This is a genomic window from Salinimicrobium sp. TIG7-5_MAKvit, assembly GCF_049569215.1.
GTDB lineage: Bacteria > Bacteroidota > Bacteroidia > Flavobacteriales > Flavobacteriaceae > Salinimicrobium > Salinimicrobium profundisediminis.
In genome coordinates this window covers 1,090,188-1,114,508 of sequence record NZ_CP145903.1, presented here as the reverse complement: position 1 = coordinate 1,114,508, position 24,321 = coordinate 1,090,188, and the positions used below count along the sequence as shown (strand labels likewise).

At 40.3% G+C, this 24,321-nt stretch carries 23 protein-coding genes and 1 pseudogene; 16 read left to right on the top strand and 8 right to left on the bottom strand.

The genetic code is table 11. The features are described from left to right. The first annotated feature begins 336 nt into the window (after positions 1 to 336). The gene (locus tag V5739_RS05040; protein WP_423819886.1) at positions 337 to 903 is read left to right on the top strand and encodes a hypothetical protein; all 567 of its coding nucleotides are present in this window, start codon (positions 337 to 339) and stop codon (positions 901 to 903) included. Positions 904 to 1,237: 334 nt separating this feature from the next. Continuing rightward, positions 1,238 to 1,462 (top strand): helix-turn-helix domain-containing protein, encoded by a 225-nt coding sequence (locus tag V5739_RS05035; RefSeq protein ID WP_423819885.1) that lies wholly within the window; start codon positions 1,238 to 1,240, stop codon positions 1,460 to 1,462. On the opposite strand, the pseudogene V5739_RS05030 reads toward V5739_RS05035, so the two are convergent. From V5739_RS05030 to V5739_RS04995, 8 genes and pseudogenes are all read right to left on the bottom strand, one after another. Next, positions 1,412 to 1,894: pseudogene (locus tag V5739_RS05030) on the bottom strand (nucleoid-associated protein); the annotation flags it as partial. The gene V5739_RS05035 and the pseudogene V5739_RS05030 overlap by 51 nt on opposite strands. A 461-nt stretch (positions 1,895 to 2,355) precedes the next feature. Then, positions 2,356 to 3,552, bottom strand: a complete 1,197-nt coding sequence (locus V5739_RS05025) for an IS256 family transposase (protein ID WP_423819884.1) — start codon at positions 3,550 to 3,552, stop codon at positions 2,356 to 2,358. Between the two features lie 185 nt (positions 3,553 to 3,737). Beyond that, positions 3,738 to 4,370, bottom strand: a complete 633-nt coding sequence (locus V5739_RS05020) for a cation diffusion facilitator family transporter (protein ID WP_189602849.1) — start codon at positions 4,368 to 4,370, stop codon at positions 3,738 to 3,740. A 10-nt stretch (positions 4,371 to 4,380) separates the two neighbouring features. After that, positions 4,381 to 6,384 (bottom strand): heavy metal translocating P-type ATPase, encoded by a 2,004-nt coding sequence (locus V5739_RS05015; RefSeq protein ID WP_423819883.1) that lies wholly within the window; start codon positions 6,382 to 6,384, stop codon positions 4,381 to 4,383. Between the two features lie 164 nt (positions 6,385 to 6,548). After that, the gene (locus V5739_RS05010) at positions 6,549 to 6,965 is read right to left on the bottom strand and encodes a Fur family transcriptional regulator (RefSeq protein ID WP_189602851.1); all 417 of its coding nucleotides are present in this window, start codon (positions 6,963 to 6,965) and stop codon (positions 6,549 to 6,551) included. 3 nt (positions 6,966 to 6,968) lie between these two features. After that, positions 6,969 to 8,171 (bottom strand): efflux RND transporter periplasmic adaptor subunit, encoded by a 1,203-nt coding sequence (locus V5739_RS05005; RefSeq protein WP_311499744.1) that lies wholly within the window; start codon positions 8,169 to 8,171, stop codon positions 6,969 to 6,971. Between the two features lie 29 nt (positions 8,172 to 8,200). Further along, complete coding sequence (locus V5739_RS05000; protein ID WP_423819882.1) at positions 8,201 to 12,679, bottom strand: CusA/CzcA family heavy metal efflux RND transporter; 4,479 nt, start codon at positions 12,677 to 12,679, stop codon at positions 8,201 to 8,203. Between the two features lie 93 nt (positions 12,680 to 12,772). Beyond that, on the bottom strand, positions 12,773 to 13,093 hold the full coding sequence (locus V5739_RS04995) for a DUF6660 family protein (RefSeq protein WP_311686710.1): 321 nt from the start codon (positions 13,091 to 13,093) through the stop codon (positions 12,773 to 12,775). A 566-nt stretch (positions 13,094 to 13,659) separates the two neighbouring features. On the opposite strand from V5739_RS04995, the gene V5739_RS04990 reads away from it, so the two are divergent. From V5739_RS04990 to V5739_RS04925, 14 genes are all read left to right on the top strand, one after another. Next, a complete protein-coding gene (locus V5739_RS04990) occupies positions 13,660 to 14,028 on the top strand; it encodes an ArsR/SmtB family transcription factor (protein ID WP_189602855.1) in 369 nt (122 codons plus the stop codon). 55 nt (positions 14,029 to 14,083) lie between these two features. Then, complete coding sequence (locus V5739_RS04985; protein ID WP_423819881.1) at positions 14,084 to 15,208, top strand: dihydrolipoyl dehydrogenase family protein; 1,125 nt, start codon at positions 14,084 to 14,086, stop codon at positions 15,206 to 15,208. An 8-nt stretch (positions 15,209 to 15,216) separates the two neighbouring features. Further along, positions 15,217 to 15,423: a GDCCVxC domain-containing (seleno)protein gene (locus V5739_RS04980; RefSeq protein ID WP_423819880.1), complete on the top strand. Its 207-nt coding sequence runs from the start codon at positions 15,217 to 15,219 to the stop codon at positions 15,421 to 15,423. 63 nt (positions 15,424 to 15,486) lie between these two features. After that, entirely contained in the window at positions 15,487 to 15,855 is a 369-nt protein-coding gene (locus tag V5739_RS04975; RefSeq protein WP_345599362.1) for a metal-sensitive transcriptional regulator, read from the top strand. A 279-nt stretch (positions 15,856 to 16,134) separates the two neighbouring features. Beyond that, complete coding sequence (locus tag V5739_RS04970; protein WP_345599361.1) at positions 16,135 to 16,404, top strand: thioredoxin family protein; 270 nt, start codon at positions 16,135 to 16,137, stop codon at positions 16,402 to 16,404. A gap of 556 nt (positions 16,405 to 16,960) precedes the next feature. Beyond that, positions 16,961 to 17,395 carry an IS200/IS605 family transposase gene (tnpA, locus tag V5739_RS04965; RefSeq protein WP_423819639.1) on the top strand — a complete coding sequence of 145 codons (435 nt, stop codon included), beginning with the start codon at positions 16,961 to 16,963 and terminating at the stop codon, positions 17,393 to 17,395. Between the two features lie 356 nt (positions 17,396 to 17,751). Next, on the top strand, positions 17,752 to 18,000 hold the full coding sequence (locus tag V5739_RS04960) for a heavy metal-associated domain-containing protein (protein ID WP_345599359.1): 249 nt from the start codon (positions 17,752 to 17,754) through the stop codon (positions 17,998 to 18,000). A gap of 22 nt (positions 18,001 to 18,022) precedes the next feature. Next, on the top strand, positions 18,023 to 18,427 hold the full coding sequence (locus V5739_RS04955; protein ID WP_345599358.1) for a hypothetical protein: 405 nt from the start codon (positions 18,023 to 18,025) through the stop codon (positions 18,425 to 18,427). 11 nt (positions 18,428 to 18,438) lie between these two features. Next, positions 18,439 to 19,176 carry a hypothetical protein gene (locus tag V5739_RS04950; RefSeq protein ID WP_345599357.1) on the top strand — a complete coding sequence of 246 codons (738 nt, stop codon included), beginning with the start codon at positions 18,439 to 18,441 and terminating at the stop codon, positions 19,174 to 19,176. 142 nt (positions 19,177 to 19,318) lie between these two features. Further along, positions 19,319 to 19,804, top strand: a complete 486-nt coding sequence (locus V5739_RS04945; RefSeq protein WP_345599356.1) for a heavy metal-associated domain-containing protein — start codon at positions 19,319 to 19,321, stop codon at positions 19,802 to 19,804. A 271-nt stretch (positions 19,805 to 20,075) separates the two neighbouring features. After that, the gene (locus V5739_RS04940; protein ID WP_345599355.1) at positions 20,076 to 20,489 is read left to right on the top strand and encodes an HYC_CC_PP family protein; all 414 of its coding nucleotides are present in this window, start codon (positions 20,076 to 20,078) and stop codon (positions 20,487 to 20,489) included. A gap of 162 nt (positions 20,490 to 20,651) precedes the next feature. Next, on the top strand, positions 20,652 to 23,024 hold the full coding sequence (locus V5739_RS04935; RefSeq protein WP_423819879.1) for a multicopper oxidase domain-containing protein: 2,373 nt from the start codon (positions 20,652 to 20,654) through the stop codon (positions 23,022 to 23,024). Between the two features lie 44 nt (positions 23,025 to 23,068). Then, on the top strand, positions 23,069 to 23,689 hold the full coding sequence (locus tag V5739_RS04930; protein WP_345599353.1) for a DUF3347 domain-containing protein: 621 nt from the start codon (positions 23,069 to 23,071) through the stop codon (positions 23,687 to 23,689). 3 nt (positions 23,690 to 23,692) lie between these two features. Beyond that, the gene (locus tag V5739_RS04925; protein WP_423819878.1) at positions 23,693 to 24,148 is read left to right on the top strand and encodes a heme-binding domain-containing protein; all 456 of its coding nucleotides are present in this window, start codon (positions 23,693 to 23,695) and stop codon (positions 24,146 to 24,148) included. Positions 24,149 to 24,321: the final 173 nt, after the last annotated feature.

Below are 24,321 nucleotides of genomic sequence, written 5' to 3'. Positions count from 1 at the left end.
ATATATGTTAGACTCAAAAATGGAAATGCTGGGTCTCTGCGATGAGATGAAAGGTAATTTTCCTATAAATTAATTAATTGTGATCATGGCCTGGGAATGAATTCCGATCATCTCGATTGGTTCTTATTGTGTTACCCTGCACACTTGCGTGATAATAAAATTAAATTTATATCTTTATAATATCAAAGACGATTAAATAAAATTGATCTTGTTGTTCTTTCAAATTTAGTGAATGATTCAGTGAATATATCCACTCGATAAGTTATAGAGTGGCTGGTAGAAGGCTTTCCGAAAGGCTGCAAGTTTCCTGTCACTATTGATACGCCTATTACGCTCTTGAATACAATTGACACAAAAGGTAATTGGTTTAAAAGAAAGCAAATTGTATTCAATAATATCCATACAGATATTAAGAAACTAATAGCGGAAGCTCATGATAAAAATGTTTGTACTTCATTGGCTGTTTTCAAGCCAACAAAAGTAATCGATTTTAAAATTGAAAAAGTTGCTTCAAATTGGGATAAGAAAAAAGTTGCCCAGTTAAAAGCCCTGAATGATCAGGGTAATCTCTTTGACATGGAAGAATTGCCCTTTGAAATTGTAGAGAAACTTCCTTATAAATTTTCTTATGTAATTGAAGATGTAAATGGTGTTTCCAGTACTATGATGATAGAAGATTGGGAGATAGGCCAGCTTTACAGAAATACATTGGCAGCCGCAGAAGGAAATGAAGCAATAGCAGTTGAAAAAGTAAAAGAAAAATATTTTGATTATTTCGCTCTCAAGAAAGATCTACATCTCTACTTGGGCACTACCAAGGCGTTTCATTATCGATCAAAAAATCCGTTTATGATTATAGGGACCTTCACCCCCGATATTGAAATTCAGACATCTCTTTTTTAAGTGTGCGCTGTATCTTCTGTAAAAAAAAATATCAAATTCCTCAAGCGTATATCTTATAATACCTGAATCTCTGGGGAATCAAGAATTACTTTTGCAAAAGGTGCTGTGTGTGATATCTGTACCCAATAATTTGCTTTCAAATTCGACAAACCTCTTTTGGAAATGAGATCCGGGACTGGGTGTGGCCCGGTTTATTAAATTTTCCAAAAATAATCTGCTCCATTTTCTTACCATTCAAAAGTCGTGGAGGTTATTTGACGATATTCGATATACTCATTCAATGAGATATTTAAGAAAATTTTATAAATTAGGACTTTCGTAAACTTCTGATAAGATGAACCGGATTAAAGCCGTTTTGCAGGAAAAAAATCACAATCAAAAATGGTTGGCGGAAAAATTGGGGAAGAGCTATAATATGGTGAATTCCTATGCCCAGAACAGACGCCAACCCAGTGTGGAGGATTTATATCGGATTGCAGAAATACTCGAAATGGAAGCAAAAGAACTTTTATTGGAACATAAAGATAAAAAGTTCTTTGCCCTCTTCGTCCACTGGTAAAGGAATTGTTTTAATTAGCTTAATCATGTTTTCAGTATTTACGGAATTCTTAATTAAGCCTGCTGCAAGTACCCAATCTTTAAAATAACCTGACACTTCCCCGTCTTGTTGAGTGGTTATCAAAGCTAAATAATTACGATCATCTGATTGTGAATTGTAGATACTGAAGTTAAGCCTAACTCCCATCGCTATTTTCTCAATATTTATGTTTTCAGTACTATCTAAAACGTAAGCCCCTTCCTTTTTAATAATGTTTATCCCCGATTTTTTTCTAAGCAGTATTACTGAAAGATATCTGACCTTTTGAATAGTATAATCAGCGAAGAGGTAATATCCCCCTACCGCAAAAGGTTCTTTGGCAACCTTTTCTCTTAGTATGTCTAAGGAATGAGTAAATGAGAAAAATTTATCATCTGATGGATTTTCTATATAATCCTTTAGTGTAAGGGTAAATCACAATCCAGCCCTTCGATGGTGCCACCTGTTGTAAGTATATGTATCAAAATTGTAAGATTTGAGATTATACGTACTAAAGATAAGATACTTGCTCTTTAGTAAATACTGAATATGGAATTTTTTGACTAGGAGAACGATAATTGCCTGTAGCAAACAACTAAAAGCTAAGATAGATTGTTGCTACTGTTCCTTATTCTCAGTAACACTTGAGATGGAAGGGCCAATATGGGCAGTTGCAATATCCGCTCTATAACCAGTGCCAGAGAAATCAAAGAATCCTCAGAAAAGGCGGTCAAGGCAATGCAAGCGAGCATATCTCTAGTAAACAAGAAGTCAATAGGAACAATTGATTCAAAGGTTTTAATACTAACAGCAAGTAATATTAGACACTATCCCGTAAAGTGTGTAAGTTCTAAATAAAGGGGTTTAACTTTTATCTAAAGTTGAACCCTTTCTTCGTATATAGTCAAGAACTGATTGAGGACGATTCCCCAATTTCTAATGGGCATAGACCATTTTTTGGTTGCTTCCCTTAAAGCCAAATATACAGATTTCATTACAGCATCATCGGTTGGGAAGGATAATTTGTTTTTAGTGTACTTTCTGATCTTACCATTCAGGTTCTCAATAAGATTGGTGGTGTAAATGATTCGCCTTATCTCCAGCGGGAACTCATAAAAGACGGTAAGGTCTTCCCAGTTGTCCCTCCAGCTTTTTATCGCATAAGAATACTTAGAGTTCCATTTGGTGGCAAAATCTTCCAAGGCAGCTTCTGCGGCTTGTTTGGTAGGTGCATCGTATATCAACTTCATATCCTTGGTAAAGGCTTTTTTATCTTTCCAAACTACATACCTACAGGCGTTTCTGATCTGGTGAACCACACAGATTTGAGTTTTAGACTGTGGAAAAACATTCTTAATGGTATCCGTAAATCCATTGAGATTATCAGTGGCAGTGATTAAAATGTCCTCAACTCCCCGGGCTTTCATATCGGTCAATACGCTCATCCAGAAGGCGGCAGATTCATTCTTTCCCAACCAAAGGCCAAGAACTTCCTTTTTACCATCTCTTCTAAGGCCTACAGCTATGTAAATGGTTTTGTTGACTACCTTAGAGTTCTCTCGAACCTTGAATACGATTCCGTCCATCCAAACGATCAGATACACAGGCTCTAAAGGACGATTTTGCCAGGCTACGATATCATTGCTGATTCTGTCTGTAATTCTGGATATAGTAGAAGTAGAGACATCAAAACCATACACCTCAGAGATTTGCTCCTCAATATCGCTATTGCTCATTCCCTTTGCATATAGTGATACAATAACATTTTCAATCCCGTCCACCATGTTTTTTCGTTTGGGAACGATCATGGGATTAAAAGAGCCATCACGGTCGCGGGGAACCTTTATAGTGTCTTCACCGTAAGAGCTGCGAACCTTTTTCTGAGAATAACCGTTCCTGGTATTTCCAGATCCAGACTTTTGGTTCTTGTCGTAATCCAGATGGCCATCAAGTTCACCTTCAAGCATTTTCTCTAATCCTCGTTTTTGAAGTTGCTTGAGAAAGCTGCTAAGTTCTTCTCCGGATTTAAACTGTTTTAAAAACTCATTATCGAATAGATCTTCTTTTTTCATCAATGTGTAAATATTAGTGCCTGGATTTTGCAGGCAAGGTTAAAAAAATAACGGGGCTAACAAACCCCGTTATTCAATACTTACACAGTTTTTAATATAGTGCCTAATATTAAGACCCATAACCAACAACTCATAACTTCATTTTAAAAAATATCAAGCCTCTAAATAAACTAATAACAACCTATTCATGTGTCCGAACTAATATTTCTTCCATTTTTAAACGCCCCCCAACCTTCTTTTAAGGCATATGGTACAATAAGAAGAGCCGCCACAGGGTCAGCCCACCACCAACCTAAATATCGAACAGCTAATAAACCACCTAATACTGCCACTGTTTGGTAAAGGCATATGAAGGTGTCTTTTGAATCGGCAAGCAATTCTTTGCTGTCCAATTTTTTACCGTACTTTCGTTTGTAGTATATTAAAATAGGATTAACCACTAAAGAGACCAACAAAATAATTATTCCAAGGGTGCTCCAGTTGGGGGTATTTTCATTTATCAACTTGGTGATTGAATCGTAAGTAATATAACCACTTACAAGGAGAAAAGATCCTGCGATTACAAACAAAGTGATTTTTTCCCTTTTCCTGACTTTATTGTCCTCAATTCCCTCTATTTCACCATTTAGACGCCACCATAAAGTACTGGCAGAAACAACTTCAATTACACTATCCAGACCCCAACCAATAAGGGCTGCACTTCCAGAGGTAAATCCTGCAATTAAAGAAACTACGACTTCTATAATATCATAAATAATATTATAAACCTGAATTTTCCTGGCTATTTTTAAATCCTTTTTCCGGTGCTGATTTTTCATTTCGCTGGTTTTAGAATTTTATCCTTTGTAGTCTCACAGCATTCAAAATGGCTAAGAATGCCACTCCCACGTCAGCAAAAACTGCTTCCCATAAAGATGCTACCCCAAATGCGCCAAAAATTAGCACCAGTGCCTTTACTCCAAAGGCAAGGCCAATATTCTGCCATACAATCTGTCGCGTTTTTTTGCCGATCTTAATTGCCGTGCCGATTTTGCCCGGCTGATCTGTTTGTATCACCACATCTGCGGTCTCTATTGCTGCGTCAGAGCCTAAGGCTCCCATGGCCATTCCTACATCGGCTAAGGTGATCACCGGGGCATCATTTATACCGTCTCCTACGAATGCCACCTTTTTCCCCTGTTTCTTTAGTTCATCGACCTTAGCCACCTTGTCCTGAGGCAGTAGTCCACCGTATGCTTTGTCGATCTTTAACTGTCGCGCTACTTTTTGAACAATAGAATCTTTATCGCCAGAGAGCATTACAATATTATCAATACCATACTCCCGAAGTTGCTTTATGGCTAACGCCGCATCTTCTTTAATTTGATCGGCAATAGTTATGTAACCTTCATATTTACCATCCATTGCTACCACAACAATCGTTTCCACTATTTCCTCTATCTCCGGGGCATAGGAGATGTTGAACTTTCGCAACAATTTCGCGTTCCCGACCAAAAGTTCTTTCCCGTCTACCGTTCCTTTTAATCCGTGTCCGGCAATTTCTTCTACGTTCTGCACTTTCAGCTGTTTGAAAGCGTTCCCGGAGTGTTCTACAACTGCCGAAGCAATAGGATGGGTGGACTTGCTCTCCAATGCCGCTGTCAGAGCCAAAAACCGGTCCTTTTCCAGACTTTGGACTTTTACCTCCTGTACTTTAAACACTCCTTCAGTGAGTGTTCCGGTTTTGTCCATTACCACGGTATCTACCTTTGTAATGAGGTCGAGAAAATTGGAGCCTTTAAAAAGAAGACCGTTGCGGGAAGCGGCGCCTATACCTCCAAAATATCCCAGGGGAATGGAGATTACCAGGGCACAGGGACAGGAGATCACCAAAAATACCAGGGCCCGGTATAGCCAATCCTCAAAAATATAAGCGTCGACAAAGAAATAGGGCAGCAACGCCAGACCTATGGCGAAGAAAACCACGATCGGAGTATAAATTTTTGCAAAGCGGGTGATGAATTTTTGGGTTTTTGCTTTCCTCCCACCTGCTTCTTCAACGAGTTTGAGAATTTTTGATAAAGCACTGTCTTCATAACCGGAAGTTACTTTTAGCTCAACCAGCTTATCTAGGTTTATCATCCCTGCAAGCACTGTCTCTCCTTTTTTCTTGGTATCAGGTTTTGATTCTCCTGTAAGGGCGGCAGTATTAAAGGAGGAGCTTTCACTAAGCATTTCTCCGTCAAGCGCTACTTTCTCCCCGGGTTTGATCTGGATGATTTCCCCAATGTTCACATTCTTCGGATTAACAATTGAAACTTGTCCATTCTTGATCAATGTAACCTCCTCGGGACGATTATCAATAAGAGCTTTTATTGAGCGACGGGATCGTGCAACCGCTGCTTCCTGAAAATGTTCTCCAATCACGTAAAACAACATTACGGCAACTCCTTCTGCATATTCTCCAATATAAAATGCCCCGAGAGTGGCAATGGTCATAAGAAAAAATTCATTGAAGATATTTCCTTTTGCGATGTTGGTCACAGCATGTTGTACAACTTTCCCGCCAACGAGAACATAAGCAACACCAAAAACAATTAAGCGCAGATATCCTTGAAACCATTCCACATCAAAAAAGTCCAGCCCAATACCAAACAGTAAAAGTATCAAGCTTACTATAGTCGGAATAAAGGAAGATCTTTCTTCCTCATTTTTACCTGCTCCATTATGCTGAGGTGGACAACAGCTATCTTCACCTTTTTCAGGTTTTGGTCCGGGTTCTTCAGCCGTTCTGGGAGAAGTAATTGTTGGATCTTGTAATTCTGCGTCTTTATAGTCCTTGTCTTTCGCCATAACTTCTTATTAAAGGTCTTTCAATAGAAAAAGCCAATCCATTAAAACTGGCATTTTCCTATCTAATAATTAATTACAGGAACGAAATTAATCTATATAGTCCTGCAACGGAAGTGCATTTTTTCCTGATGGATGTGCTTTAGAATCGCAAAGTTTAAAAATGCTTATTCCTTATTGCATTTGTCACAGGTTCCTTTGACTACCAAACTGGCGTCAGTTGCTGTAAAACCCGGCGGAAGGTTAATATGCGGAATCTTAGTTTCAGTTAAACATTGGGTTTCTTTACAAATTTCACAGTGAAAGTGAAGATGAAGATCGCTGTCGAGCTCACAATTACAGCCCGCCTCACAAAGTGCATACTTAGATACTCCACTTCCATCTTCTATGACGTGAACAATTCCGCTATTTTCAAAAGTTTTAATGGTACGGTAAATAGTTGTTCTTTCACTTTTTTCAAAAGCTATCTCTATATCAGCTAATGTTACAGCCACTTGTTTCTGTGCCAAAAACTTGAATATAAGCATTCGCATAGCAGTGGGTCTCACATGCTTCTCTTCTAAAAATTTTTCTATAGCTTTCATAGTTTAATCGTCATGACCTGTTTCCCCTTTCTTCATTTCTGCAATAAGGTAATAAGCATTGTTCCACGCCACCTTTGCATCTTCAGGTAAAGGCTGCAGTAACTTAATTTCTACCCAGCCTTCATTTTCTTCTCCTGTGATCACTTCCACCGGTTTAAACGACCATTCGGTTTCCCCGTTCTCCTCGTGCTTTTCAGCGGTGAAGATGTAGAATTTTCCTTCTTCCTCAATAATGGCCTCCTCCGGCAAAGCCGTCACCTCCGTACCGGTGCCTGTAATAATCCTGCCGTTGATATACATACCGGGAACAAGGTTTTCTGTTTCCTCCTGTATCTCTGCATGGACGTGAATAGCTTTGGGATTTTGCTCGAACTTTTTACCGACGGAATATATCTCAGCAGTATAAGATCTTCCTGGTATGGATTCCATTTGAAGTAAAACTTTTTGCCCTTCTTTAATCTTGTATACATCTTTTGCAAATACCATTAAATCGGCATGTACATGTTCGGTATTAATCACTTCGAATAGCTCGGTTTGAGGATCAACATATTGTCCTATCTTCACACTAACATCTTCAATGTTCCCCTGGATTGGACTTACCACAGGTATATTCTCATTAATATTTCCTTCTCGTATCGACGTAACATTTAGGTTTAACCGTCTTAGCTGTGACTCCAACCCCTTGACCTCTGCCTGTACCACCTGATAATCGGCCTGTGCCTGTTGAAATAATTTACCCGAACCAACTTCCTGTTCGTACAGCCTTTGCTGGCGATTAAATTCTTGTTCCAGGTTCTGCATACGACTGTAAGTTGTCATATAATCAGTCTGTAAACTTGTGAGGTTAGGGTGGGAAAGATACGCCAGGGTTTGGCCTTTTCTAACTTCATCGCCCTCAATAACTTCAATAGAAGTAACGTTGGCACCTAAAATTGCAGTTACTGTCGCCTCATATTGTGGCGGTACTTCCAGTTGCCCGGTCGCTTCCACTATCTCGGAAAGCGGACGGGTGGGCAGAGTGTCCACTTTTATGCCCAGACTATTAAACTTGAGTTCGGAGAGATGCACTTCTCCCATACCGCCTTCTTCTAGAGCCTGCTCTTCCTGAGCTGCAGTTTCCCCTTCTTCGCCTCCTCCATTATTACAAGCAACAAAAAAGCTTGTTGCAATAAATAGGGTGAACAATTTTATAAAATGTTTTTTCATTTTTTTATTCTTTAGCTATTAGTACCGATTTATTCTGAAGTGTTCATAAAATACTCAAGTTGGGAGCGGCTGTTGAGATAATTTGCTAATGCCTCCCAGGCATCAATCTCTATTCGTACAGCATCCCTTATATTTTGTAGAAAAGTGACATAATCAATTGCTCCTTCCCTATAGGCAATGATTGCTCCTTCCCGCTGTTCGACGGCTAATGGAAGCGCCTCCTCCTGATAATATCTCCAGGAGTTAAGCCATTTAAGGTATTCCTCGCGCGCTCTGGTGTAAGCTGTTTTAAGCTCCAGTTGGGTTTGTTGTAAATTTGCATCAGCTATCTCACGATTTAATCTGGCAGATTGTGTTCTCCCTAGCTCAGGTCCAAAGAACAAGGGAATACTGATGCCCACCTGATATTGATAAAAGCCCGTTTGGCCGTCAATTTTCTGCCTACCGTACTGCGCCTGAAATTTTGGAAGAAACTGCGCCCGCCTTTCCTTAAAAGTTGCATCAGCCACTTCTACTCGTTGCTCAAATACATCCAGGAGGGGATGATTGCCGAGAGGTTGTAATAATTCGGAAATGGGCTCATCAATCTCTTCGGCAGGAACGTTAGGTACCGTATAAAGAGTGTCACTGGCAAACCACAGGTTGAATCGCTGTAAGGCTTTAAGATAATCCCTGTATGCCTGCTCTTTTTGAATTTCAACCTCATTGCCCTGGTTTACGGTGGCCAAATATTCCAACCTTGAGATTGTTTCTGTTTCCAGCCTTATTTGTGCAGCCCTTTCGATATCGGTAAATGAGGAATCCAGGCTCCGCAGTGTTTCATATGCATTTTTAGCAGCATATACCGAAGCCCAGGCCCGACTTACCTCCAGTTCTACTTCAAGAATGGAAAGATCAAGGGCTTCTTCTGCCAGGGCCACTCTTTCTTTCTGCAACTTCAGGCGCGGGGCAATTCCGAAGATGTCAATATTCTGTTGCTGAACTCCAATTTGTGTATAAACCCCGAGGTCAGTATTATCCGAACCACTACTAATTTCTTCCGCACCGGTAAATAACTGGGTATTACCAAAGTCCCATGCCGTTTTCTTTAAGGCCTGCTGACTTTCTATCTCCAGGGCAGCGGCTCTTATTCTCGGAAAAACTTCAATTGCCCGCTTCTGGGCCTCTTCTAAGGTTAAGGTTTGTAGTGAATCCTGCTGCTGAACTGTCTCAGACTGCACCGGAATATTTTTCTGTAAAAAATTATTTTCCTGTGCCCCTGCACGGGTGCTAAAACCTAAAAGGCTTCCGACAGAAAGCAATGCCACCAATATTGCCGGAGCTGGTGCAAAGCCATTACTATTATTACTACTTCTTCTTCTGTTTTTCATATTTTCTATTAAAGTATAAAGCACAGGTAACACCACCAGGGTAAGGAGGGTAGCTGTGAGCATACCACCTATAACCACCGTTGCTAATGGCTGCTGCACCTCTGCTCCTGCTGATGTGGAAAATGCCATAGGCATGAACCCTAAAATATCGGTTGTAGCCGTGAGCATGATCGGCCTGATTCGTTCTTTGGTACCTATTAATATCCGATCCTTAATACTTGTTACTCCTTCTTCTTTTAATGAATTGAAGCGATTCACCAGCACAAGTCCGTTTAATACTGCAACTCCAAAGAGCACGATAAATCCTACACCTGCCGAAATACTAAAAGGCATGTCCCGAAGCCAGAGGGCAAAAATACCCCCAATGGCAGCTAATGGGATGGCCATATAGATCATGATAGATTGCGAAAAAGATTTAAGTGCAAAATAAAGTAGTACAAAAATCAGGAAGAGGGCGATAGGAACAACAATGGAGAGTCGGCTTTTTGCACTTTGAAGATTTTCAAATTCTCCACCATATTCAATGTAGTATCCCGGGGGTAAATCCAGTTCGGCATCCAGTTTTGCCTGAATGTCATTGACAACAGACTCGACATCGCGCCCCCGGGTGTTCACCCCAACATAAGTTCTTCGATAGGTGTCGTCACGTGATATCTGCATCGGTCCGGGCACATAACGTATATCGGCTATTTCATTGATAGGAATTTGAGTACCATCGTCAAGATCAATGTATAAAGTTCTTAAATCTTCAATACTTTGTCGGTGTGCTTCATCAAAGCGAACCACCAGGTCGAAACGCCTTTCTCCTTCAAAAACAACCCCGGCTACTCCGCCTGCAAATGCAGTGCTTATGTACTCATTGATTTTTTGAATATCCAGATCGTATTGAGCGAGTTTATCCCGGTTATAACGCACCGTCATTTGTGGGAGACCAGACGTTCTTTCCGCATTCACATCTCCGGCTCCGGGAACGGTTTGAATAATCTCTGCCATTTCCTGGACCTTTGTAGAAAGTACCTCTAAATCCTCCCCATAGAGCTTTACTGCAATATCTTCTCTTACCCCTTCCAGAAGTTCATTAAACCTCAGCTCTACCGGCTGAGTGAAAACAAAGTTGACACCGGTAAGGTTTTTATTGAGTAGTTCTTCGATTTGTTCAATGAGTTCCTCTTTGGTTTCAGCAGATACCCATTTGTCCCTGTCCTTATCGAGAATTAGATACATGTCTGCTATATCCATCGGCATGGGATCTGTAGGAATATCGGCCACCCCGATACGGGCTGTTACCGTTTCAATTTCAGGGAAGTTTTCCAGTAGCAAAGTTTCTATTTTTTTGGAGACTTCTATGGATTCAGTCAGCGAACTACCGGGTCTGATCAAAGCCTGCATGGCAATGTCCCCTTCATCTAACTGAGGAATAAATTCTCCCCCCATCGTGGAAAAAACATAACCTGCAGCCCCTAATAAAACAATAGATCCTATGATTACCGCTGCTCTAAGGCGAAGGGAAACTTTTAAAATCGGAAGGTAGGCACGATGGATACCACCAATGATTTTATCACTAACTTTTTCCAGCCAGCGCTCCAACTTGCCATACCAGTTTTTCTTGTTTTGAATCGGCTTCATAAATAATGCAGTCATCATAGGAACGTAGGTAAGGCACAAGATGATGGCACCTATCATTGCAAAACCAAAAGTGTAAGCCATTGGTTTGAACATTTTGCCTTCCACCCCGGTAAGGAATAAAATAGGTGCAAACACAATCAGGATAATAATTTGACCAAAAAATGCCGACCTCATCATAGTGCTTCCGGAGTCGTAAGCTACCTCGTCCATTACAGTCTGATTAAACTTGGCTTTTCCGGCTTTAATCCTTTTATGGATTTCATAAACGGCACCTTCTATGATAATAACCGCACCATCAATGATTATCCCGAAGTCGATGGCACCCAGGCTCATCAGGTTTGCCCAAACGCCAAACTGCTTCATAAGAATAAAAGCAAAAAGCAGAGAAAGAGGAATGGTGGTAGCAGTAATTAAACCTCCGCGCAAGCTACCAAGAAGAAAAACCAAAGCAAAAATTACAATTAAGGCTCCTTCCAACAGGTTTTTAGTCACAGTATCGGTTGTTCTGCCAATTAGCATACTTCTGTCAATGATGGGCCTGATTTCAAGTCCTTCCGGCAAGGATTCTTCCACCTCTGCCATCCTGTCTTTTACATTCTGTATCACTGCATTAGGATTGGAACCTTTCAGCATCATAATAATACCCCCCACAGCTTCCTCTCCATCCTGGGTAAAAGCACCATAACGCACCTGACTTCCAAAATTCACTTCTTCGGCTATATCTCCAATCGTAACAGGAGTATTATTTTCATGGGTAACCACTATTTTCCTGATGTCATCTAAGGACTGGATCAGGCCTTCTCCCCGAATGAAGTTGGACATTCTGTTCCTCTCAATGTAGGCTCCACCGGTATTTACATTATTCCGGGCCAGGGCCTCATACACCTGAGAGATACTTACATCCAGCGCGTTTAATTTTTCAGGGTTGATGGCTACTTCGTACTGCTTGATTGATCCACCAAACGAATTGACTTCCACAACCCCTTCCAGCAGGGTTAACTGCCTTTTTACAATCCAGTCCTGAATACTGCGAAGCTCAACAGGAGTATATTGCGTCTCAAAACCGGGTTGCGGCTGAATGGTATATTCATAAATCTGTCCTAGCCCGGTAGAAATTGGACCCATCGATGGGCTACCAAAGTTTTCCGGAATGGTTTCCTGCAGTTCGGTCAATTTTTCCTGAACCAGCTGTCGGGGTAAATAAGTGCCCATGTCATCTTCAAAAACGATAGTTACCACCGAGAGTCCGAAGCGGGAAATAGACCGTAATTCAGTCACCCCAGGAAGATTACCCATTGCCAGTTCGACCGGATAAGTGACAAACTGTTCAATATCTTCAGTACCTAAGCTGGGAGATTGGGTAATAACCTGCACCTGATTATTTGTAATATCAGGAACCGAACCCAGGTTTACGGTCATCATAGACCATACTCCGGCTCCAATAAGTGCCAATGTTAGCAAACCTATTATAAACTTATTGTTTATAGAGAATGCTATAATTTTGTTAATCATTAATAATAGAATTTAATTCAACATAAATAGATGAGATGGCCATTAATGAAGTCAATGGCGTAAGGATATAATTATCCTATCACAAAAGTTGAATTAAACGCGGGGTGGTTGAAAGTGAGAAAAGGCAATTTCTTTGCCGACACGCTCTCCAAACAAAGGTGTCAAAAAAGGTATTTTTGGTTCAAAAATTTCGAAGGCACTGGGAGTGCTTCTCACCAAATGGATATGACAGCAGTGACACTGGCAAAAAGGAGGACAGTCATCAGAAGTCCCCTGCTGGTCTCCCGGCTGATCCTGGTATATTTCCATACTAACGGAGACAGTATCCTGATTTTCAGACACGGCTGTATCATCACAGGGTATAAAGTTTAGCCCCAGGAAATAAACGGATAATATGACTGCGAAAAATTTCACATTGCAAAGGTATTAAAATATGAATGCACAGGAAGTGCAATTAATAGATAGATGAGCTAATGAAAGGTTACTTAACCTAAGTTTAGAAACGGTGGCCGGCTTGTACATATTAATGTTGTGTTTAAAATGGCAATTACGGGAGGGAGAAGCCTAATTTTGAAATTCCTTCAGTAATAAAGATTGCCCCATCTAAGTTTTCCATCTAACCACTTTAGCGATGGTTTTACGGAAATTTCATTATTGAGTACTTTCTTTTACATCACAGTAACGGCATTGAGAATGGAAAACAAAGGGATTTATATACCAGCCATCCAGAAAGATATTTTCTATCTCAATGGGAATTTATTCTACATCCTATCCTACTTTTTTATCCTTAATTATCAGCGACAAAAATGATTCAGCGATTTTCTTTATTTTTTCCTCCAGATAACTGATTAGTTGAATTAAAATGATGCCATTTGTAAAATAAAAAATAGTCCTACACCCTCGGATGTCAAAAATAATTAGCCGAACAAAATATTTCATGTATTTAAGTACTTGCTTAAATAATTTTTTACCTTTGTTTTATGGAAGAAAATAGTTGCATACGGAAAGAGGCCGATTTGAACCAAATCAAACGGTGTAAAGAACAAATATCAGAAGTTGAAGAGGCAGTAGGTGCCTTAACCAATAAGCTCTCTTTAGTAAGTAATAGCGTAAGATTAAAGATTCTTTATGTCCTTCAGGCAGAGGAAAGGTTATGTGTTTGTGATTTAAGTGATATTCTGAACATGACCATACCAGCAGTTTCGCAACACTTGCGAAAGTTGAAGGACAGGGATTTTGTAAAATCGGAAAAGGAAGGTCAAACAATCTTTTACTCGCTACGGGATGACCATCGGGAACTTCTTGCTCCTTTTTTTAATTTGTTGAATCGGCAACCTGAAGCCATATGAATGCTAAAAACAGTTTACTTGGAGTGGGAATTTTAACTGGTATCTCCAGTTCCCTTTGTTGCATAACTCCCTTACTTACTCCTTTAAACAGGAATTTGTAGATGCAATGCCTGAAAAAATTGAAAAAGGATACAAACACAACGGTATCGACACCTATCATGGTGCCGCTCGCTTCATCGGTAATGATTCAGTCCAAATTGAATCGGAAGTTTTAAAGGGAAGCAAGATTGTTATTGCAACTGGAGCGCGGCCACGCCAGCTAAAGTTTGAAGGTGGTGCCCATGCATTGACAAGTACGGATTTTTTAAACCTGAAGGAATTTCCAAAATCTATAATTTTTATAGGTGGTGGATACATTGCCTTTGAGTTTGCACATATAGCTAAGCGATGTGGAGCAGAAGTTACCATCATACATCGGGGACCTCGGCCATTGGAGAATTTTGATAAGGATATAGTTCACCATTTGTCGGAGGCCACCAGAAAACTTGGAGTAAAATTGGTGCTCGAAACGAACGTCACGAGAATCAAAAAGGACACAATAGGTTATACGGTAATTGGTGAAACAAATGGTTCCGAAACAGAGTTTACAGCTGAAGCTGTTTTCAACAGTGCGGGAAGAGTACCACATATTGATGGCTTGAACTTAAAGGCGGCATCTGTTAATTATAACAAGAAGGGAGTTGAGGTTAACGAGTACTTACAAAGTACCTCAAACCCATCTATTTATGCTGCTGGTGACGCTGCCGATACCGCTGGGCTTCCATTAACCCCAGTAGCTGTTTATGAAGGTCATGTCATTGCTTCTAACATATTAAAGGGTAATAATAAAAAACCAGAATATCCACCGATGCCGTCAGTTGTCTTTACCTTACCATCTATGGCTTCGGTAGGTCTGACTGAAGTGGAAGCGGAGAAAGCTGGGTTAAATATCAAAGTGAACACCAAGGCAGTTCCAGAGTGGTTCAATGCTAAACGTCTTAACGTTCAGGAATATGCTTATAAAACCATAATAGACACTGATAAAGGGACTTTAGTGGGAGCTCATCTCATTGGTCCAGGGGTAGAAGAAACAATTAACTTCTTCTCACTTGCCATGTACAAAGCGATATCAGTACGAGACTTAAAGAAAATGATTTATGCATATCCGACAATGGGTTCGGATATCACATCAATGTTATAAAACCAGATATGGAGCCTATTCTAAAATCTATCCTTACATGTCCTAATTGCAAGAATGCCAGGGAAGAAATAATGCCCACAGATGCTTGTCAATTCTTTTATAAATGCTCCAGCTGTGATGCTGTTATAAAACCATTAGAGGGCGACTGCTGTGTATTTTGCAGTTACGGCTCTGTTGCTTGTCCGCCAATTCAGGAGAAAATAAACTGTTGTTAAATTCTCTTTTAAAATTTGGTTGCCACCCCGGGACATATCTTAAATTGAAAAAAATAAAACAAAATGATACCACGAGATTTAAGTAAAGACATCAAAACCCGGCTACAGAGCATCAATGGACAAATTAATGGTCTCATAAAAATGCTTGATGAAGATACCAACCCCGAGAAGATCCTCCTTCAGTTTAAAGCAGCACAAAAGGGCCTGGATAAGGCCCACTTTTTATTGTTGGATGAAACCTACCGGAAAGCTTTGGCCATAAAAATTTCTGAAACAGTGGAGGCCTGCCCGGGAAATTGTGGAAATGAAGATCGGATTGAATTAATACGAAAACAGTTCCCCGACTTGGAATTGGATACCCTTACTTCCAAAATGAGTGAAATAACCGACTTACGGAAGCGAATAGACGGGAATAATCAAAAGAATGAGTAAGGAAAATTAGTTTTCTTTTACCTGTCCTGGCAGAAAAACTGCCTTAATATTGGAGCCATGGGAATAGAGAGAAGCGATGCCTATAATACCCTACTTAAAAATAGGATTATCTCTTTTTTTAGGCATTAGCTTGTTGCCCCTTATTTCATTTTACCTTACCAAAAAAAATATTCTGTTTTTTTAGAATTTCAGTTGGAGACCACCCCGGGGTCGCTCCTACCTTTGAATTGTTCTATTAAAAGAACATAAAAATTGTTTAATAATTAAAATTTAATAAAGATGAAACGTCAAGTAGAAATATTTACGGCCAACTGCCCGGTATGTGATCCGGTTGTTGAAATGGTTAAGGACCTCGCTTGTAATAGTTGCGAGCTCACCACTTATGATCTGGTGAAACAGTGCAATGATAAGTCCTGTATTTCCAAAATAAGCGAATATGGGATCAAGAAATTACCGGCAGTTGTGGTAGATGGAATATTATTGGATTGCTGCAAAGGCAATGCCATCACAAAAGAAAAATTGATGGAAGTCGGGATAGGAAAAGCTTAATTAATAGAAGGCACGGCTTTTTTTTAAATCAACTTCCCCGCTTTCGTGTAAGGGGGGAAATCATTTAAAACCAACATAATTATGAAACCATTAAATTCAGAATTACAGAAATGTATTGATGATTGTAACAAGTGTATTACAGCATGTCGGATTTGCCTAGACCAGCACGTTGGAGAGCAGGAAATGAAACGTTGCCTTCAGCTTTGTCTCGATTGTATTGCTTTGTGTGCGGCCTGTGTACAACTAATGGCCAGCCAGTCTGACTATTCAAGCCGAGTTTGTGGCATTTGTGCAGATCTTTGCAATGCTTGTGCCGATGAATGCGAAAAGTTTGACAGCGAATACTGCAAACAATGTGCAGAAGCCTGCAGGACTTGTGCGGAAAGCTGTGAAAAAATGGCAGCTTAAATATTCATTTGAAATGAGACAATTTAAAATTTAGGGCAATATCACAAAAGATATTGCCCTTGTTTTTATTGGTCTCAGGTTAGGGTCTTAAACCCTGCAATTTTATTGCAGAACTTTAGTAGTGCGAAAAAATCTATAATTTCGTAAAATGAGTAGCACTCAGAGAAAAGGATCTCATACAGTGAGCAGATTAACCTGTCATCTTGTTTGGGTTACAAAGTACAGATATAAGGTTTTGCAAGGCGATATTCAAAAGCGTTGTAGGGAGCTTCTGATTCAAATATGTGAAGCTGAAGGAATAGAGATTCTTAAAGGAGTGGTCAGTTCTGATCATGTTCATATGCACGTAGAATATGCTCCCAAGACAAATGTTAGTTACATAGTGAAACAATTGAAAGGCAGATCTTCACGCAAGCTGCAACAAGAATTTCCACAGCTAAAAGAGCGGTATTGGGGGCAACACTTTTGGGCAAGCGGATATGGAGTTTGGAGCACGGGCAATGTCACTGACAAGATGGTCAATGACTATTTGGGGCACCATCGCCGAGACAGTTCTGATAATTCCAATTTCATATTGGAATAAACTTGGGGACTTTCAGTCCCCAGTTAGAAAAACCTCTGCACTTTCAGTGCAGAGTGGTTTAGTTACATTAATCCAATCTGCTATGGAATCAACCTTTTTAGGATCGCCGTCAATTAAATGGAAATGTAGAATGAGTGATTACTGGTAGAATAAAAAAATAAAATTAATCTTGGAGACCACCCCGTAGCCTCAGTTAACTTCACCCAAAATTAATTTTCAACAACAAAAATGATGTAACAATTAAATACAACAGTATTCGCTGTGATGTTGACAGGTGCTGCAATTTTATTTTCCTACAGCACAGGGCATTCACAATAGTGACACAGCAAATTCAAACTAAATTAGAAAATAAGGAAATGTTGATTAATGTAGTACATCTAAAAATAGAAGGCATGCATTGCCAGTCTGGCTGCGCCAATGGAATAGATTCCATGTTAAAGGAACAGCAAGGAATCATTAAAAGTGAAACGAGTTTTGACAGAAGTTCGGCTGTAATTGAATATGATCCCTTTCTGATTTCTGAGGAAGAAATTATTAACTTGATCACCAACCGGGGATTTAAGGTAGAAGTTTTAACCGAAAAGGGAGATATCCCACAGCATTAGTTTCACTTTCATTTTAAACAGTATGCAAATCCTCACGAAAATAAAAGAAGACTTTGTAAGTATAGGATCCCTTTTTACCTCGGTTTCCACCTTACTGTGTTGCGCCATGCCTTCGCTCCTGGTAGCTCTGGGAATGGGAACGGTAGTAGCAGGCTTAGCTTCTGACCTGCCGTGGCTGATTACCATGAGCAAATATAAAGAATGGACCTTCCTGATTGCCGGGATGATGATAGGATTTAATTTTTGGTTGTTCTACGGAAGAAAAAGAAACCAATCCTGCGAAATCGATGAAAACGGAAATGAAACTGCCTGCGATACAGCAGCAAGATGGAGCAAAGGCATTCTTTGGTTTTCCTTTGGCCTATATCTCCTTGGATTGTTTTCCGCTTATTTACTATTACCCATTCAAAGATTTTTAGGAATTTAAATTCACAAAACATGAAAAATTATTTTTTGATCTTATTTATAGGGTTATCGACACTGTATAAAGTAGAAGCACAGGGGCATGGCCCAATTTATGGATTACAAACCCCAACCCTGGCAAAAGGTGGTATAAACATGAACGCTGCCGGAATGAGCATAGCGACCGAAGACGAGGCCTCTTATATGCTTCGGTATACATTTTTCTATGGCATTACGGAAGATTTACAGGTTACCCTTACCACTCCTACTGTGATTGAGCGTCTGGAAAATGCTCCACGAACCCGTGGAAATATTATGATGCCTGCCAATGGAGATATCGAGGCTGCTTTGTGGTATCGTTTTTTTTCAAATGCTTTTGGGGTAGGAAAGAGGTTTGAATCCACAGCAATTTTAGGTGTTTCGGCGCCTACTGAGGATGTTCGTGGACAGGTGAATTTAGGGAATTCCGTCCATGGAGCAATTTCCACCGGCTATGCCTCTAGGATTTGGTATGCGTGGATAGGTGGCGGTTACCAATATTATTTTGGAAAAGACAACGAGCAATTAGGCGATTTGCCCTATACAAGCTTGGTTATAGGTTACCGTCCTAAAATTTTTATGGGAGATTATCCTAAACCGGACTGGAGGATATTTGTAGAATCACTGGCAGAATTTCCGGGAGATAGTAAAGTTAACGGACAATTTTTTTCTACGGATGAAAGGAGTAAAAAAGTATTGGTTGGTCCTTCCATTTTAGGACTTAGCGGTCCCTAGGGAATTTCCTTCGGAGCATTGTTTCCGATAATTCAGGATTTAATACCGAACAAGCCCCGTGAAAAATACAGGGTCGCACTGAACATCAGTTATTGGTTATAACAGATATCAAAGAAAAATTCAAATAAAAAAAATAGTAAAAATGAAAATAATAGCACTAATTATTGTAATAGCAGTATTCGGGACTTTAAGTTCAAATGCCCAAATCACAAAGGTAAATCAGGAAGTTTTTGGAATGGATTGCGCACCTTGTGCCTACGGCTTGGAACGCGGACTAAAAAAAATGGATGGTATAGAAAAGGTACGGGTAAGCCTGAATGATGGCAAAGCTTATTTAGACCTGACTGCAAATAATAATTTAAGCCTAAAACAAATTCAGGAAGAAGTGAAAGTGAATGGATTTTCCGCCAAAAATGCCGAAATTGTTCTCGAAGGACAACTCGTAAAAGAAAATAATACCTTAAAAATTAGAGTGAACAATGAGGAGTATTATCTCACTTCAAATACAGAGCAGAGTCTTATAAATTCACTTCAGCCCGCAAAGGTGAAAGTGCGGGGAATTGTTCAGGATGAGGGAGATGGGAAATTAAACGGTAAATGGAAAATAAAGATTATGGAAGTACTTTAAAAACTTATTTATGAAGTACCATAAAAAGCATCAATAGAAAGCTTACAAGAATGAAATATTATGGTAGTTTTTTATGCATGTAGAGGTTCGCCGGGATGCCGCTCAAAAAATTCTAGTGTAATGGAATCAAAAATACTCCTTTTGGTTATCCAAAAAGTACAACATTTTTCCATAATAGTACAACTCTAACTGCTATTTTATAGTTAATTTCGCTTTTTAAGCGAAAAAATCAGGAGATCATTTCTATGACGGAATGTTTTCTCCATTGACGATGAAAAGTACATTAGGTAATATTGTCTCTGTATTAATGGCACTTGTGGTGTTGTTGTCTACTTTATCTTTTACTGTAGACAAACATTTCTGTGGAGGTCTTTTAATGGATCTGGCTGTCTTTTCTGAAGCTAAAAGTTGCGTAATGGGAACTCATGATCATTCTGAAATGGGCAGTTCCGTAGAGAAGGATCATTGTTGTAGTAACGAAAAAGTTCTGGTTGAAGGTCAGGACGAGTTGAAAAATTCTATTTTATTCCTGGATCTTGAACAACAGGTGTTTATAGGTACTTTTGCGTTTTCCTATGTATCTTTATTTAATTACATGCCTCGGCAGGTGCCGGCTTATACATTCTATTCTCCCCCTTTGCTGATCCACAGTATTTATCTTCGGGATCAGGTTTTTCTTATTTGATTTAATCTTTTTTGTTAGTACCAGTTATTTATTGCTGGTAAGGTGTATCTGTTACAGGAGTGAATAAAAATATTCATTCAGGTCATACCTTATAGTGAACCAGTCGCTAGAACTGCGTTCACCTTCAACTGGTAATTAATTAATTAGTTAAATTAAAAAGAAATGAAAAAATATCTTTTTCCGCTATTACTGATAGTTGTAACTGTAAATCTCGCGTATGCCCAACAATCTCCCTCATTAGAGGGGAATGTGGATAATTTACCTGTACGGGAGTACCATTTAACCATAGACGAAGAAATGGTTCATATTGCAGGAGAGGAAAGCATGGGCATGACAGTTAACGGCAGCATCCCGGGTCCTATCCTACGGTTTAATGAGGGGGAATATGCCGTTATATACGTTAAGAATGAAATGGAAGAGGAAACTTCAATTCATTGGCACGGCCTCCTGCTACCCAATTTTTACGACGGAGTGCCTTACCTCACTACACCACCCATAGAGCCCGGTAAGATACAGAAGTATGAATTTCCCCTCATTCAGGCTGGGACTTACTGGTATCACTCTCACACCATGCTGCAGGAACAAAGTGGCGTATACGGTTCAATTGTCATAGAACCACAAATACCATCGGCCGCTTATAATTATGATCACGACGAAGTACTGGTTCTATCGGATTGGACTTTTGAGAAACCGCGGAATGTCCTGCGGAACCTAAAGCGCGGCAACGAATGGTACAGCATTAAAAAAGGAACTGCGACTCCCTTGAACCGTGTAATTGCCAGGGGCGCTTTGGGTGCCCAGCTGGATTTCTGGCGTCAGCGTATGGAAGGTGCAGATATCGCGGACATATATTATCCTGCTTTCTTGACTAACGGCGATACAGTACAACATTTCTCCAAATATGAAGCCGGGGATAAGGTAAGGCTACGTATTATAAATGCAGCCGCATCGACACAATTTTGGCTCACCTTCGGAGGCACGCCGCCTCTTTTGGTTTCGGCCGATGGCCTGGATGTGGTCCCGGTGAACAAAGAAAAACTTTTTATTTCCATCGCAGAAACCTATGACCTAATCATTACCATTCCTGAAAACGGACAGATTGAAATGCGGGCCGTAGCCCAGGATGGTTCAGGGGCTACACATGCCTATTTCGGAAGTGGAGACATACTACCGGCAGAGGTGCTGCCAAGGCCGGATAAAATAGGTATGATGATGCAGATGGCAGAAATGGACATGCGTATGGGAGCTCCCGCCATGAAATTCAATCCGGGCAAAGTCGAGCCCTACGAGTTTATGAAAGAATGGGGAATGGACATGGAACATGGTGAAAAAATGGAGGGGGATATGGGTATGGACCACGATAAAAAAATGGGGAATATGGACAGGCAGAGAATGCCCGAGATGGATCATGACGCACATGAACCGATGACTGACAGCCTTCGGGCAGAGCGTTCCTCTTCAGAGAAGACCCAAACTTCAGAAAAAGGACAGCAGAGGGGGGGATCCAATATGTCAAAAATGGGAATGTTTGCAGATTATAATTATGATTTTCTACAGGCTCCTGTCCCTACTACTATTGATGAGACGAAATCCGAAAGAGAGATTTTGCTGAACCTTACCGGCAATATGTGGCGCTACATCTGGAGTATGAATGGAGTACCCCTGGCCGAAGCCGATATGATTAAAATTGAAAAAGGTGAAAAAGTGCGAATAATATTCAACAACCTCACCATGATGCACCACCCCATGCATTTTCACGGCCATTTCTTTCGTGTTCTTAATAAGCATGGAGCCTATTCTCCGCTCAAGCACACAGTGAATGTAGCACCTATGCAAAAGACCATCATTGAATTTGAGGCCAATGAGGACAGTGATTGGTTTTTACACTGCCATGTGCTGTATCACATGGTTGGGGGCATGGCCAGGGCAGTAACCTACCAGACCGAGCGCAATCCACTAATGAAAGAACATCCCAGAGAAATTCTCTTTCAGGAAGGGAATCACTTTTTTACCTGGGGCTTAGCAGATGTAGCCTCTCACATGACCGAAGTGAATGTGGTTTCCAGCAATATCAGGAACCAGTTCAATTTAATTGCAGAATACGGCTGGAACGAAAATTTAGAAGCTGAGTTTTCTTACGAATATTACCTGAACGACTGGTTTCGGGTATTTGGTGGGGTGAACGTGGAAAATGAAATGAAAGATAACCTGGATGAACTAAGTACTACTGCCGTTGCCGGGGTACGCTATTTTACGCCATATATGTTCAACCTGGATGTACGGTTGGACCATAAGCTAAGACCGCAAATAAGTTTAAGCCGGGAAATTATGTTATTTCCAAGATTCGTCATATTCGGGGAATATGAGTTCCAGGCCGATTTTGGCTGGGTAAATGAACTGCCCGAAGGCACTGACTTTGAAAAAGAACAGGTGTACACTGTGGGTGCCGAATACTTCCTTTCCAGGAATTTTTCTTTAATGGGAAGTTATGACAACCGGTTTGGTGCGGGGGGCGGGCTTAGCATAAGATTTTAGTGAAGTATCAATATCAATTAATATCAGTTTAAAACAATTCAAAAATGAAAAATCTAAAAGTGAACTTAGGAATTGCAATGCTAGTAATTGCGAGCTTAACAGCAGTATCCTGTAAAAACAACAATGAAGAAGGAAACGTTGACCATTCAGGAATGGACCATGAAAATATGAGCGAAGGTTCAGAAATGATGGAAGATGGGGAACAAACTTCCGAAGATATGCCTGGCAGTGAAAACCAGGATTCACAAACCGGAATTATTATTAATGATTATCTTGAATTAAAAGATGCCCTGGTAGCCGATAATTCGGAGGGGGCTGCGCAAGCCGGTGAAAGCCTCGTAACAGCTTTTGAAAATTTTGATAGGAGCGGTTATGAAGCTGCCGAACAGCAGGAGCTAACCGAAATTATTGAAAGCGCCAAGGAACACGCCGATCATATTTCCTATAGCGATATGGCACACCAAAGGGAGCATTTTGAACTAATGAGCATTGACATGGTCGATATGCTGGCCATTACCGGTTCCCCCGAAACGCTCTATCAGCAGTTTTGCCCTATGTACAACGACAATAAAGGTGGGATTTGGTTAAGCACCAGTGAGGAAATAAGGAATCCTTATTTTGGGCAAAGTATGCTTAGCTGTGGAGAGGTCCAGAAGGAAATTTAACGAATGAAGTTCCTAAAGATCATCGGTCTGGTTTTATTGGTTGCCTTTGTGGGGATACAGTTTATCCCCACAAACCGCAATCAGGCTGATTATATTTCTAAATCAGATTTTACGGAGGTTTATGAGGTGCCGGAAAACATCAATACCATCCTGCAAACCTCTTGTTATGACTGCCATAGCAATAATACCAATTATCCATGGTATAATAAGATCCAGCCGTTTACCTGGTATTTGAACGACCATATTGAAAAAGGCAAGGCAGATTTGAATTTTAGTGAATTTGGGGAATATTCCTCCCGGCGGCAAAGAAGTAAGTTGCGCTCTATAAGCAGCCAGGTGAAAGATGGGGAAATGCCTTTGCAATCATATACCCTGGTGCATTGGGATGCGAAACTTTCTGACAAGGAGAAGGAAGAATTCACAGTTTGGATGGATTCTTTGGCCATGGAAGTAAGGTAAAAGAAAATAATCCCCCGGCCCTGTGCCTGGAAATTGTCTGTTTAATTAGTTAACACTTCAGGTGCAGGGTCTTTATAAAAAGTTTTCAGCAACAAATAAAAATTATAATTATTGGTCAAAAGAAAAACAGGGGTAAAATTGAGGAAAGCCCATCGTTATCTGGGACTTTTCAT